This is a genomic window from Achromobacter sp. LC458, assembly GCF_001005835.2.
GTDB classification, from domain to species: Bacteria; Pseudomonadota; Gammaproteobacteria; order Burkholderiales; family Burkholderiaceae_B; genus Achromobacter; species Achromobacter spanius_B.
In genome coordinates this window covers 384,352-396,692 of the sequence record NZ_LBHW02000001.1, presented here as the reverse complement: position 1 = coordinate 396,692, position 12,341 = coordinate 384,352, and the positions used below count along the sequence as shown (strand labels likewise).

At 63.3% G+C, this 12,341-nt stretch carries 11 protein-coding genes and 3 tRNA genes; 5 read left to right on the top strand and 9 right to left on the bottom strand.

The window, feature by feature from the left end:
- Positions 1–5: 5 nt before the first annotated feature.
- Positions 6–1,841: a 23S rRNA pseudouridine(2605) synthase RluB gene (gene rluB / locus YH64_RS01785; protein ID WP_046802773.1), complete on the bottom strand. Its 1,836-nt coding sequence runs from the start codon at positions 1,839–1,841 to the stop codon at positions 6–8.
- Positions 1,842–1,876: 35 nt separating this feature from the next.
- Positions 1,877–3,091, bottom strand: coding sequence for an SMC-Scp complex subunit ScpB (scpB, locus tag YH64_RS01780; protein WP_046802772.1), 1,215 nt, complete (start codon positions 3,089–3,091; stop codon positions 1,877–1,879).
- 62 nt (positions 3,092–3,153) lie between these two features.
- Between scpB and YH64_RS01775 the strand changes: the two genes are divergently transcribed.
- Positions 3,154–3,230, top strand: a tRNA-Met gene (locus YH64_RS01775).
- Here the strand turns inward: YH64_RS01775 and YH64_RS01770 are convergent.
- The 4 genes from YH64_RS01770 to YH64_RS01755 all read right to left on the bottom strand — a co-directional run bounded on the left by YH64_RS01770 (position 3,209) and on the right by YH64_RS01755 (position 6,182).
- A complete protein-coding gene (locus YH64_RS01770; RefSeq protein ID WP_082134327.1) occupies positions 3,209–3,415 on the bottom strand; it encodes a hypothetical protein in 207 nt (68 codons plus the stop codon). The two genes, YH64_RS01775 and YH64_RS01770, sit on opposite strands and share 22 nt — an antisense overlap.
- Positions 3,416–3,885: 470 nt before the next feature.
- Positions 3,886–4,791: a LysR family transcriptional regulator gene (locus YH64_RS01765; RefSeq protein WP_104143175.1), complete on the bottom strand. Its 906-nt coding sequence runs from the start codon at positions 4,789–4,791 to the stop codon at positions 3,886–3,888.
- Positions 4,792–4,896: 105 nt separating this feature from the next.
- Positions 4,897–5,910 carry a GTP-binding protein gene (locus tag YH64_RS01760; protein WP_046802771.1) on the bottom strand — a complete coding sequence of 338 codons (1,014 nt, stop codon included), beginning with the start codon at positions 5,908–5,910 and terminating at the stop codon, positions 4,897–4,899.
- A 196-nt stretch (positions 5,911–6,106) separates the two neighbouring features.
- A tRNA-Asn gene (locus tag YH64_RS01755) sits at positions 6,107–6,182 on the bottom strand.
- A 235-nt stretch (positions 6,183–6,417) separates the two neighbouring features.
- Here YH64_RS01755 and YH64_RS01750 point away from each other — a divergent pair.
- The 4 genes from YH64_RS01750 to YH64_RS01735 all read left to right on the top strand — a co-directional run bounded on the left by YH64_RS01750 (position 6,418) and on the right by YH64_RS01735 (position 10,148).
- A tRNA-Thr gene (locus YH64_RS01750) sits at positions 6,418–6,493 on the top strand.
- A gap of 143 nt (positions 6,494–6,636) precedes the next feature.
- Positions 6,637–7,296 carry a response regulator gene (locus tag YH64_RS01745; protein WP_046802770.1) on the top strand — a complete coding sequence of 220 codons (660 nt, stop codon included), beginning with the start codon at positions 6,637–6,639 and terminating at the stop codon, positions 7,294–7,296.
- Entirely contained in the window at positions 7,293–8,627 is a 1,335-nt protein-coding gene (locus YH64_RS01740) for an ATP-binding protein (protein WP_046802769.1), read from the top strand. Before YH64_RS01745 ends, YH64_RS01740 begins: the two co-directional genes overlap by 4 nt.
- Positions 8,628–8,705: 78 nt before the next feature.
- Complete coding sequence (locus tag YH64_RS01735; protein WP_046802768.1) at positions 8,706–10,148, top strand: DegQ family serine endoprotease; 1,443 nt, start codon at positions 8,706–8,708, stop codon at positions 10,146–10,148.
- Positions 10,149–10,181: 33 nt separating this feature from the next.
- Here YH64_RS01735 and maiA read toward each other — a convergent pair whose 3' ends face one another.
- Genes maiA through YH64_RS01720 form a run of 3 tightly spaced genes read right to left on the bottom strand, consistent with a single transcriptional unit; the run spans position 10,182 to position 12,334 of the window.
- A complete protein-coding gene (gene maiA / locus YH64_RS01730; protein WP_046802767.1) occupies positions 10,182–10,826 on the bottom strand; it encodes a maleylacetoacetate isomerase in 645 nt (214 codons plus the stop codon).
- 54 nt (positions 10,827–10,880) lie between these two features.
- Complete coding sequence (ispH, locus tag YH64_RS01725; protein WP_046802766.1) at positions 10,881–11,858, bottom strand: 4-hydroxy-3-methylbut-2-enyl diphosphate reductase; 978 nt, start codon at positions 11,856–11,858, stop codon at positions 10,881–10,883.
- Positions 11,858–12,334: a peptidylprolyl isomerase gene (locus YH64_RS01720; protein ID WP_006218259.1), complete on the bottom strand. Its 477-nt coding sequence runs from the start codon at positions 12,332–12,334 to the stop codon at positions 11,858–11,860. Before YH64_RS01720 ends, ispH begins: the two co-directional genes overlap by 1 nt.
- Positions 12,335–12,341: the final 7 nt, after the last annotated feature.

Sequence of the window (12,341 nt, the reverse complement as noted above, 5' to 3'; positions counted from 1 at the left end):
GCGGATCAGCGGCCCTGACGGCCTCGTCCACCCATCACACCCAACCGCGATTCATGCGCCGAGGCGCCTCGCGGCTGCCAATCGTCGCCGCGCGGGCCCGACGAGGCAGAGGAAGCACTGCGCGGAGCGCGCGGCTTGCCGCCCGCCCCCGGACCCTTGTTCGCAGCCGGGCCGCCAGCATTGCGCGAACCTTCCGCCTTATTGCCGCCACGGCCGCCGGCGCCGGCAGGCTTGCCGTTACCGCTACGCCCACCATTGGCGCCACGCGCGCCCGCCGGCTTGCCACCGGGCTTGCCGCCCGAAGGTTTGCGGCCACCACCCACGGGCGCATCGGCCACGTTGCCGGCCCCGACATCAGCCGAAGCCACGTTGCCGCGTTGACCATCTGCCGCCGCCGCGCGCGGACCGCGCGGGCCTCGCGGCTTGCCGCCCGGTTTTCCGCCCGGCTTGCCGCCTTGCTTGCCACCAGGACGGCCGCCACCGGCCGCGGCCGAACGCTCGCCGCCGGGTTTGCCGCCCTTGCGGTTGCCGCCCGGCCCTTCCGAGGCCAGCGGATGACCGTTGGCATAGCCACCGGCAATCATCAATCCGGTGCCAAAGGGATCGGACGGGCATGCGGCGGTTTGACCCGCGCTACCCAGCCGGCCGCCTTGCAGTTTGCCGCGACGACCGATTCGGGCGCCGTTCATACCATTGCGATCCATCGTGCCGAAGCCGGGAGGCAGCGCGCTGTCATGCGACACGGGCTGCTTCGAACGGCGACGGTTGCCGCCGGATTCGTCGTCATCGCGCAACAGGCCCAGCTGGACCATCAGCGCGGTAACCAGCGAACCATCCAATTCTTCCCAGCGACCACGACGCAACGTGCGCGGCAGGACCACGTCACCGAAGCGAGTGCGGATCAGGCGGCTGACCGTCACACCTACCGCTTCGAACATGCGGCGGACTTCGCGGTTGCGCCCTTCCTGCAAGGTCACGCGATACCAGCGGTTGCTGCCGTCGCCACCCAGGTAATCCAGCGCGCCGAACGCGGCCACGCCGTCTTCAAGTTCGATGCCGTCCACCAGCGACTGGCGCTGCGCTTCGTCCATCTCACCCAGCACCCGGACCGCGTACTCGCGTTCCGTGCCATAGCGCGGATGCATGATGCGGTTGGCCATGTCGCCCGACGTCGTGAAAATCAGCAGACCTTCCGTGTTCAGGTCAAGGCGCCCCACCGACAGCCACTTGCCCGTGCGCAGCTTGGGCAAGCGTGCAAACACGCTGGCGCGACCGGCCGGATCGTCATGACTGACGATTTCGCCAGCCGGCTTGTGATACAGAATTACGCGCGGCGGCTTTTTCGTATTCGTGCGCATGATCGGTTTGCCGTTCACGCGGACCTGATCGTTGGGCGCAACGCGTTGGCCGATATGGGCCGGCTCGCCATTGACGGACACGCGACCGGCAACGATCAACTCTTCCATCTCGCGGCGCGAGCCGATGCCGGCGTCCGCCAGCACCTTGTGCAGCTTGGGCATGACCGAATCGCTGTTCAGGTACTTGCCCAGGCGCTGTTCCATGCGATCGGTGTTGTCGAGATACGACAACGCTTGCTCCGCTTCCTGCTCACCACCCCGGGAGTCAGCCGACTCAACCGGTGCCGCGGCCGCAACGGACTGGCCCTCAGCGGGTGCCTGCTCTGCGGCGGCGTCGCCACGGCGACGGCGGAACGGCGTCCTCAGCTTGCGACCGCGCCCACGCGCGCCGGCATCGCCTTCAGCAGAGGGTTCGCGCGCGGCGGAGGCGTCCGGCTGACCGTTGGAAACGGCGTCATCCGAACGGGGATTGTCGTCCTGCATTGCTGTATTCGTTGTCACTGGGACAGCTCCGAATTTCAAACTTGGGTAGGCCTGCCAGGGGCGGGCTCGTCATCATCAGGGGACGCCGAATCAGGATCGGCGCCAGGTTGCGCCGGATCCGCTTCGTCCGAGGCCGTGGAAACGGCATCGGGTTCGGGCCGAACAGGATCATCAAGGCCGAAAGCGGGCTCATGCCCGGCGGCGCCAGGCGCTGCGTGATCGGTCTCGTCAATCGGGTCGGTCGGTTCCGCGTGTTTTGCGTTCGCGACACTTTCCTTTGCAGCACCGGCCGTAGAGGGGTCGGCGGCCATATCGGAAATGTCGTTACCGAACCTGTCGTCGGGAAAACCGGACGGGGTCGGCATATTGGACAAGCCTGCGGCTTGCTCCCGGACGGTGGGTTCGTCGTCGGGATTCGCGCCTTCTTCTGTGCGCGAAACGACGGATTCTACGCTATCGACCGGGTCTATGGGTGCATCCTGTTCCGAAACTGACAATTCCGCAACTGGAACAGGGTCATTTTCTTCGGGGTCGGCCATATTTTCTACGGCAAGCTCGCCTTGGGCATGTTCACCGCCCTCGCCCGCCTCGGCAATGCTGACTTGCCCGTCGGCAGCGGCGTCCGCATCCCCGACTTCCGCTGCCCCTTCTGCCGGTGCCTCAGCGCCCTCGCCCGTCAGTTGCTGGACTTCACCCAGGTCCAGCCCCGCGAGCGCGGCGGCCGCGTGAGCAGATTCCAGAGGCGGCAACTCGTCCAGCGCACGCAGCCCCAGATCATCCAGGAACTGTCGCGTGGTGCCGAACAGCGCAGGACGACCCGGCGCATCGCGATGCCCGATCACCTCGATCCAGCCACGATCTTCCAAGGCCTTCACAATTTGCGAAGACACCGTCACGCCACGTATATCTTCGATATCGCCGCGCGTAACGGGCTGGCGCCAGGCAACAATCGCCAACGTTTCCATGACCGCGCGCGAATACTTGGGCGGCTTTTCAGGACTCAGGCGCTCAAGGTACCGCTGCATATGCGGGCGGCTCTGGAATCGCCAGCCGCTTGCCAACTGCACCAGCTCGAGGCCGCCATCGGCCCAATTGGCTTGCAGCGTCTCCAACAGCCCGCGTAGCTTGCTGTTATCGAATTGTTCATCGTCCCCGAATAGCTTGCGCATATCGGACAGTTGCATCGGCTGCACCGCGCATAACAACGCGGTTTCCAGCACGAGTATTGCCTCGCTATCGTTCATCGACATTCAAATTCACAAAGGGCTAACTTGCGCTAGGTTGAAAATAAGGTTAATATTCTTTTCTCAGACGCGGGGTGGAGCAGTCTGGCAGCTCGTCGGGCTCATAACCCGAAGGTCGTAGGTTCAAATCCTGCCCCCGCAACCAAATTTGATGAAGGCCTGGCGAATGCGCCGGGCCTTTTTCATTTGTGCTTCATGGATATAGCTAAAACCAGGTTGTGCGGACACGGCTTGCACGAAAGCGAACGGCACCGCGCCGGCTTTCTCGGCACGCCTAGCCGCCATCAAGACGGGGCTGCAATCGACGGCGTTGATCGGCGTATTGTTCACAAGATTCCTGGGTTGACTGCCAATGACAGGCTGGCGCCACGAAAGGCGAGCGGGTCAAGATAAAGGCGTAGTGTCTGCGCATCGGATATCGCGGCAGACGCTTTAAGCAAATTCTGGAAAAGCCGGCATCAACGGCCAGCAAGCCCGAGGGAAGCGCCGGAACCCGACGCCTGCATTTCACGGCGGTCAGTATCAAGGCCCGAATCCGCGGCCAATGATCTTGGCAATATGGCGACCGGCCACACGCCCGACAATCAATCACCCCTGCGCAAGCGAAGACCTGCTTCGTCGCGCCCTGGCCGGACGCTGGCCAGCCTTACGATTCTTGGATATTTTGAAGGTACATGCCAGCGGACACCGATTTGCCAGGACTGACATCAACGCCCATGGCCAGCCGTCCGCGCAATTGGCGAATTATACCGCCATAACGTTGTGCCTCAAGCCTGAAACGCGTGCGCGGGTGGCCTGGATCAGGCACCTGGCTTGTCCCAAGGAGCCGAACCCAAGCGCTCAACCAGAAAGTCCAACATGGAACGCAGTATCAAGGGCATTTGCCTGCGCGACGCATAAACGCCATAAATACCCAATTCCTGGGGTTTGCATTGAGGCAAGATCGCTTTCAAACGCCCCGCCGCAATATATTCATTGGCGTAGTAAGTGGGCAACATCGCAATACCCGCCCCCTCCAACGCGGCATGCAGCAGCACGGACACTTCGTTGGCGCTGATATTGCCGCTGACCGGCACATCCACGGGCAAGCCTTCCCGCTCGAAACGCCACAGGCTTTTGCCGAAATAAGAATGCGTCAGGCAGTTTCGCAGTGACAGGTCTTCGATTCGAGCCGGCACCCCCTCTCGGGCCAAATATTCGGGGGAAGCGCACACCACCGACCGGCAAACCGCCAGCTTGCGAGCGATCAGGTTCGGATCCAGGTCATTGGTGATGCGCACCGCGAGGTCGACCCGCTCTTCCACGAGGTTGACGGCGCGCTCGACCAACATCAAGTCGACCGACGTGCCCGGGTGCAGCTTCACGTAATCCGTCACGGCGCTGGCCAGATGCCTTGAACCGAACGACATGCTGGTGGTGATTCGCAACAACCCCCTAGGGGTATCTTCAGGCGTGGATACCGCGCTTCGCAGGTCACCCACCATATCCAGCATCTGGCGGCAACGGGGTAGCGTCTCGGCGCCCGCGGGGGTCAGGCTCAGGCGGCGCGTCGTACGGTGCAGCAAGCGCACCCCAACCCACTGCTCCATTTCAGCCAGATAGCGCGAAACCATGGCGCGCGACATGTCGAGATGAACCGCCGCCGCCGACAGGCTTCCCCGGTCAGCAACCTCTACAAACACCTGCATCGCCTTCAAACGATCCATGATTGTCTCGATTCTTGCATCAGACCGTACCGGTTATACCGTATTTCAGTGCAACATCTGCGCCTAAATGGCGACATTTTGAGCACTCACGCCAGCACGGCAGGCTCAAGCCGGCGGCTGCAACAACGCCTCGGCAACGGCCGCGCGAACCTCGGCAACATCCAGGCCACGCCCGATATAGACCAGGTGCGATGCGCGGTCGTCGGTTGGCCATTGCGCCAGTGCGCGCAAGGGGTACAGCTCGCCATGAACCCCATGCACCTCGCAAGGCAGCGCCTCCCCTTCGAAGCACACCAGCCCCTTCATCCGCAAAATTCCCTGCCCATAGCGTTCTTGAATGCGGGACACACCAGCAAGGAACGCGGCACGCCCGAGGGGCGACGACAAGAACAAAGAAAAGCTCGCAACCTGGCCATGCCGGTCGGCGGGTGGCCGGATAAACGCCTGAAGCCAATTCGACAAGGCAGCACCATCGCGGCGCGCAGCCACATCGGGCCCTTCGCGCAAGATGCCGGCCAGCGGCGCATCCTGGCGCTGCACACAACGCCGCGCCCCCGGGTTAATGGCAATGACTGCCTGCTCTACGCGGCGCAACTGCGCGGCGTCGGCCAGGTCGGACTTGCTGAGCACGACGGTGTCTGCCAACGCCAACTGCCGCGCGGCTTCGGGCTGGTTGGCCAATTGCGATTCACCATGACGCACATCCACCAACACGATTGCGCCGCGATACGCGTAGCGCTCCGCCAGGAACCGGTCGTGCTTGAGCATGAACAGCGTCGAAGCGGGATCGGCCAACCCGCTGGTTTCGATAATCACCCGGCGAAACGGCTTGATCCGCCGACTGACCGCCAACATGAAAAGCTCACGCAGCGTATCGACCACCGCCCCGCTGACGACGCAACACAGGCAGCCGCCCTCGATCAGGACGACATTGGCAGGCGCCAAGCGGACCAGATGGTGATCGACCCCGATATCGCCGTATTCATTGACCACGACCACGGTGTCGGCATAGGCGGGCTCGTGAAGCAGGCGGTTCAGCAGCGTGGTCTTGCCGCTGCCCAGGAAGCCCGAAATCACGGTTACGCCGATGCGCTTGTCGTCTTCAATCTGGCCTGCCATCGCACCTTGTCCCGCTCGGTTGTGTTGGATCTGGCGAAGCGTACAACAACCCGCACAACAACCGTATCCGCGTGGTAGCGGGGCGCGCAGCAAAAACTAAAAGGGCCACTCGCTTTCGCGAGTGGCCCTTCAGTTCGGCTTGGGTCCCGTGCCATTGCCATGCTTGCGCGTAGCGGCTTGTGACCTTGAATTCTTTTGGCTCCCCGAGCTGGGCTCGAACCAGCGACCTGCGGATTAACAGTCCGTCGCTCTACCGACTGAGCTATCGGGGATCTGCCAAGAACGCAATTATGAACTAAATTTTTGGCGCGCGCAAATTGCGATTTTTTTTAGTTCTTTTTGGGCCGACCGTTTCCCATCCCCAAAAAACTCTGATATGATTTCGGTCTTTCCAGATCAGGCCCCATAAACAGGGCGGCGAACTGGAAAGAACAAAGATGTTTTGCTGATCTTTTGTTCGTTGCTCCGCAACCCGGAAAGGCGATCAAATCCCAAGCAAATGGTCTTGCCGGCATAGCTCAGTTGGTAGAGCAGCGCATTCGTAATGCGAAGGTCGTAGGTTCGACTCCTATTGCCGGCACCAAATTCTAAAAGCAGCCCTCTCGGGCTGCTTTTTTCATTTCCGCGCCCCGACACGTCGGCAAGCCGCTTCCCCCCAACGGGAACTCCACCCGCCCGCCGCGCGTCCAACTTGCTGGATTTTCATTCAGCCAAGCGAAGACCACCATGCGCATCCTCCTTGTCGAAGACGACATCATGATTGGTGAAAGCGTGCTGGATTGCCTGCGCGCCGAACACTACGCCGTGGACTGGGTCCGGGACGGCAGCGCTGCTGAATCGGCACTGCGTACCGACCCCTACGACCTCATCCTGCTGGACCTGGGCCTGCCCAAGCGCGACGGCTTGGCCTTGCTGCGCGAGCTACGCGCCCGCAAGGACCGCACGCCTGTCCTTATCGCCACCGCCCGCGACGCCGTCAGCGACCGCATTGCCGGCCTGGACGCAGGCGCGGACGACTACATCGTCAAGCCATACGACGTGGACGAACTGCTGGCGCGCATGCGGGCATTGATACGCCGCAGTGCCGGCCGCGCCGAACCGGTGTTTGAACATGAGGGCATCACGATCGACCCGCAATCGCACGCCGCCATGGTGGACGGCACGCCGGTTGCGCTGACCGCCCGCGAATGGGCCGTCCTGGAGCCGCTGATCGCCCGCCCGGGCATGATCTTTTCGCGCGCTCAACTGGAAGAAAAACTCTACAGCTGGAAAGACAGCGTCAGCAGCAACGCGGTTGAGGTTTATATTCATGGCCTGCGCAAGAAACTGGGTCCGAACCTGATCCAGAACGTCAGAGGCGTCGGCTATGTCATCCCCAAAACATGAGCATCAGGCTTAGCTACTCACTGAGAGCCCGCCTGCTGTTTTTTCTGCTGGCCGCCATCGTGGTCGGCGCGTTGGCGCAAGGCGTTATCGCGTATCGCAGCACGCTGGCCCAGGCCGACGACATCTTTGATTCGCTGCTGCAACGCACTGCGCTGTCGCTGGGCACGGGCGATGGGCTGCTCAGCACCGGCCCGACGCAAAGCCTGGGCGCCGCAACGCCCATGGCAGACGATCTGATCATTCAAATCTGGACACCCGACGGCCTGCGCGTTTTCAATTCCCGTTCGCGCCGCCCCCTGCCGGATCAGATCGTCCTGGGTTTTTCCGATGCCAAAATGGAAGGCACCACGTACCGCGTGTATGCGCTGGCCACCCCGTTTCAGGTGATACAGGTGGCGCAGGACATGAACGTGCGCAAGCACATGGCGCGCGAGCTGGCGCTGCGAACCATCGCACCCATCGCGGCGGCGGCGCCCCTGTTGATGCTGGTGGTGTGGTGCGTCGTCAGTTGGTCGCTGCGACCCGTCAAGCGTGCCCGCGCTCAGGTGGCGGCGCGGCAGCCCGAAGATCTGTCGCCCGTCAACGTGCAGGGCTTGCCAGACGAGATCCGCCCGTTGATTCTTGAATTGAACCTGCTGCTGGAACGCATGCGAACCGCCTTCGCCCAGCAAAAACAATTCGTTGGCGACGCGGCGCACGAGCTGCGCTCGCCACTGGCCGCACTGCGCTTGCAGCTACAGGCTCTGCAACGGGCCGGCGACGCCGACAGCCGCAAAATCGCGGAACAGCGCCTGGCCTCGGGCATTGACCGCGCCACCCGGCTGGTGGAGCAGATGTTGTCCATGGCTCGCCACGAAAGCGCGTCGGAGCCCACGCCCGCGGCCCCCGTGGACTTGGCCGACGTGCTGCGCCAGGCGCTGTCCGAGACGCTGGCACAGGCCAATGCCAAGGCGATCGCCATCGACATGGAAGGGGCCAGCGAAGCGCGCGTACAAGGCCATCGGGACGCCCTCACCTTGCTCGCTCGCAACCTGCTGGACAACGCCATCAAGCACAGCCCGGAAGGCGGCCGCATCCGGCTACATCTGCAATCCGAAGCGGACCAGGCGTCTTTCACCATCGACGATGAGGGGCCCGGCATACCCCCCGCCGAACGCGAGCGCGTCTTCGACCGCTTCTATCGCGCCGAAGGCAACACGCAGCACGGCAGCGGACTGGGCCTGTCAATCGCGCGAGCCATCGCCGATCGCCATGGCGCCGACATCATTCTTGAGGACGCGCCCGGTGGCCAAGGGCTGCGCGCGCGCGTGCGATTTCCCATTTTGCGTTGATTACGCCGATTTAAGATTCGCCTAAGTGTCAGGCCCGAAGATAGCGCCATGTCCTCAAACATGAACGCAGGAGCCGACATGAAGACCTCGCAAATGAAACCCTCGCGCCTTGTGCTGGCGCTGCTGGCCGCTGGCGCCATTGGCGGCGCCGGCGCAACCGCCGTGACGGGCGGCGTGTCGATGGCGGCAAACGCCCCGACCGCCATCGCCGCAACGCCCTCCATCAATGCTTCCAGCCCGCCCAACTTCGCGCAGATCACGCGCGACTTTGGCCCGGCCGTCGTCAACATCAGCGTCAGCGGCACGCGCAAGGTATCCGCCGATGACGATGACCCCTTTGCCCAGTTTTTCGGCCAGATACCGGGCTCGCGCGGTCGCATGCCGTCGCGTGAAGTTCCGATGCGCGGCGAAGGTTCGGGCTTCATCATCAGCGCCGACGGCATCATCCTGACCAATGCACACGTCGTGCAGGATGCCAAGGAAGTCACCGTCAAACTGACCGACCGCCGCGAGTACAAGGCGAAAGTGCTGGGCGCGGACCCGCAGACCGATGTGGCCGTACTCAAGATCGACGCCAAGAACCTGCCGGTGGTCAAGGTGGGTGACGTGAACCAGCTGCAAGTGGGCGAATGGGTGCTGGCCATCGGCTCGCCCTACGGCCTGGAAAATACGGCCACGGCCGGCATCGTCAGCGCCAAGGGCCGCTCGCTGCCCGACGACACGTCGGTGCCCTTCATCCAGACGGACGTGGCGGTCAACCCGGGAAATTCGGGGGGCCCGCTGTTCAATGATCGTGGTGAAGTCGTGGGCATCAACTCGCAGATCTACAGCCGCACCGGCGGTTTCCAGGGCCTGTCGTTCTCGATTCCCATCGACGTGGCCTATAAGATCAAGGACCAGATCCTGGAACACGGCAAGGTGCAGCATGCGCGCCTGGGCGTGACGGTGCAGGAAGTGAATCAGGACCTGGCCAATTCGTTCAAGTTGGATTCGCCGTCCGGCGCGCTGGTGTCCAGCGTCGAAAAGGGCAGTGCCGCCGACAAGGCGGGCTTGCAACCGGGTGACGTGGTGCGCCAGATCAATGGCAGGACCATCGTGTCCTCGGGCGATCTGGCGTCGATGATTACCCTGGCTTCGCCCGGCGAAAAGATCAAGCTGGACGTCTGGCGCGCCGGTGCTCCGAAGGAACTGGTCGCTACCTTGGGCGGCGTTCCGAAGGACAAGACGCAGTCGGCGTCCGGCGATCAAGACGTGCAGCGCGGTCAACTTGGCCTTGCCCTGCGCCCCCTGAGCCCGCAGGAGCAGCAGGCCTCGGGCACCGAAGGGTTGCTGATCGAGCGCTCTGCCGGCCCGGCCGCCAAGGCTGGCATCGAACCGGGCGACGTGCTGCTGTCGCTAAACGGCGTGCCGGTGCACAACATCGGCCAGGTCAAGGAAGCGCTGTCCAAGGCCGGCAAGACCGTGGCCCTGCTGGTTCAGCGCGGCGAAGACAAGATCTTCGTGCCGGTGCAGATCGGCTGACGGCCTGCCGGCCATCCGGCCGGCCAGCTACCTTTATTCCGCGTCGGGCTGCTTGCCCGGCGCGGCGTTTGCGAAAGCCGGCAACTCGCGGCAGGCGGCATCGATGCGCGTCACGTTGGGCATCGCGGAAAGGTCACACTCGAAGCGCCGCGCATTGGCCACTTGCGGCACCAGGCACAGGTCCGCGATGGTGGGCGTGTCGCCATGACAAAAACGGCCCGTGGCGCTTGAGCGTGCCAGCTGGGCTTCCAGTGCTTCCAGGCCTTGATGCACCCAATGCTTGTACCAAGCGCTTTTTGCCGCTTCGTCCACGCCCAGCGTGTGCTTCAGGTACTTCAGCACGCGCAGGTTGTTCAGCGGATGCGTGTCGCAGGCAATACCCAGTGCCAGATCGCGCACGCGCGCGCGTCCAATCGGGTCGGCCGGCAACAGCGGCGACTGCGGATGCGTTTCTTCCAGGTATTCGATGATGGCCAGGGACTGGCCGATCACCGCATCGCCATCAATCAAGGTCGGCACCAGCGCCGTCGGGTTCAGCTTGCGATAGCCGTCCGACAGTTGCTGGCCGCCGTCCTTCAGCAGGTGTACGGGCAAATATTCGTAAGTCAGGCCCTTCAGATTCAGGGCGATACGCACGCGATACGCGGCCGAGCTGCGGAAGTAGCTGTACAACTGCATGAAGTCTTCTCCTTGTTTTTTTGGGCGCTGTGCCGCCGTGCGGGCGGCGCTTGCTTATTCCAGCGATTCCGTCTGCGCGGACTTGCGCGACAAGCCCTTGGGCAACGGAAAGGCCACATTTTCTTCCAGGCCCGGCATGGTGCGCACAGACACGGCGCCCAATTCCTTGACGCGGTCAATGACCTGCTGCACCAGGATTTCAGGCGCCGAAGCTCCCGCCGTCACGCCGATGCGCTTGCGGTCAACCAACCACGCCGGGTCAATGGATTGCGCGCCGTCGATCAGGTAGGACGCCACGCCCTTGCGTTCGGCCACTTCGCGCAGCCGGTTGGAATTGGAACTGTTCGGGCTGCCCACGACCAGCACCAGGTCGCACTCGGGCGCCAGCACCTTGACCGCATCCTGGCGGTTCTGGGTGGCGTAGCAGATGTCGCTTTTCTTGGGCTCGACAATGCTGGGAAAACGCGCCTTCAGCGCTTGCGACACCGCCGCCGCGTCATCCACGGACAGCGTCGTCTGCGTCACGAAAGCCAGGTTTTCCGGGTCGCTGACTTGCAGGCCCGCCACGTCTTCCACGGTTTCGACCAGGTACATGCCGCCTTGCGCCTGGCCCAGCGTGCCTTCCACTTCAGGATGCCCCTTGTGGCCGATCATGATGATCTCGCGGCCGGCCGCGCGCATGCGGGCCACTTCAATGTGCACCTTGGTGACCAGCGGGCAGGTGGCGTCAAACACCTGCAAGCCGCGAGCCTCGGCTTCGGCCCGCACCGCCTTGGACACGCCATGGGCCGAGAACACGACGATGGCGCCCGGGGGCGCATCGTCCAGTTCGTCGATGAAGACGGCGCCCTTGGCGCGCAGGTCTTCCACGACATAGCGGTTGTGGACGATTTCATGGCGCACGTAGATCGGTGCGCCATGCAGTTCGATCGCGCGTTCGACGATGTCGATGGCGCGGTCCACACCGGCACAGAAGCCACGCGGCTGCGCCAGCAGGACTTCGGCGTCGGAGGCGGTAACGGCCTTGCTCATCAGAGAACTCCCAGCAGCGCCACGTCCAGTTGCAAGCGGACGCCCGCAAGCGGATGGTTGAAGTCGAACAGCGCCGACTCATCGTTGATTTCTTTCAGCACGCCCGAGTAGCGGCCGCCGTTGGGGGCGGTGAACTCGACCAGGTCGCCCGGCTCGAACGTGGCGTCGGCGCCCGCGTGCTCGGCAAGCATCGCCCGCGTGACGCGCTGGATCAGTTCGGGGTTGCGGTCGCCGTAGGCGTCGGCGGGTTCCAGGGTGACGCTGAATTTCTCGCCTTCGGCATGGCCGATCAGCGCGGCTTCCAGGCCAGGCGCCCACTGGCCGCTGCCCATTTGCAGCGTGCCGGGACGGCCGTCGAAAGTATTCGTGAACACAGAGTCCTTGCCAGGACCGGACGCAAGCGTGATTCGGTAATGCAGCGTCAGGTAGGAATCCGGACGGACAAAAACGTTCACTTCGTTAGAGGCGATGCTCAAGATCTGC

Excerpts from the sequence above, each read along its gene's own strand:
- rluB (WP_046802773.1), bottom strand. The coding sequence starts at position 1,841 with ATGCAGGACGACAATCCCCGTTCGGATGACGCCGTTTCCAACGGTCAG.
- scpB (WP_046802772.1), bottom strand. The coding sequence starts at position 3,091 with ATGTCGATGAACGATAGCGAGGCAATACTCGTGCTGGAAACCGCGTTG.
- YH64_RS01765 (WP_104143175.1), bottom strand. The coding sequence starts at position 4,791 with ATGGATCGTTTGAAGGCGATGCAGGTGTTTGTAGAGGTTGCTGACCGG.
- YH64_RS01760 (WP_046802771.1), bottom strand. The coding sequence starts at position 5,910 with ATGGCAGGCCAGATTGAAGACGACAAGCGCATCGGCGTAACCGTGATT.
- YH64_RS01745 (WP_046802770.1), top strand. The coding sequence starts at position 6,637 with ATGCGCATCCTCCTTGTCGAAGACGACATCATGATTGGTGAAAGCGTG.
- YH64_RS01740 (WP_046802769.1), top strand. The coding sequence starts at position 7,293 with ATGAGCATCAGGCTTAGCTACTCACTGAGAGCCCGCCTGCTGTTTTTT.
- YH64_RS01735 (WP_046802768.1), top strand. The coding sequence starts at position 8,706 with ATGAAGACCTCGCAAATGAAACCCTCGCGCCTTGTGCTGGCGCTGCTG.
- maiA (WP_046802767.1), bottom strand. The coding sequence starts at position 10,826 with ATGCAGTTGTACAGCTACTTCCGCAGCTCGGCCGCGTATCGCGTGCGT.
- ispH (WP_046802766.1), bottom strand. The coding sequence starts at position 11,858 with ATGAGCAAGGCCGTTACCGCCTCCGACGCCGAAGTCCTGCTGGCGCAG.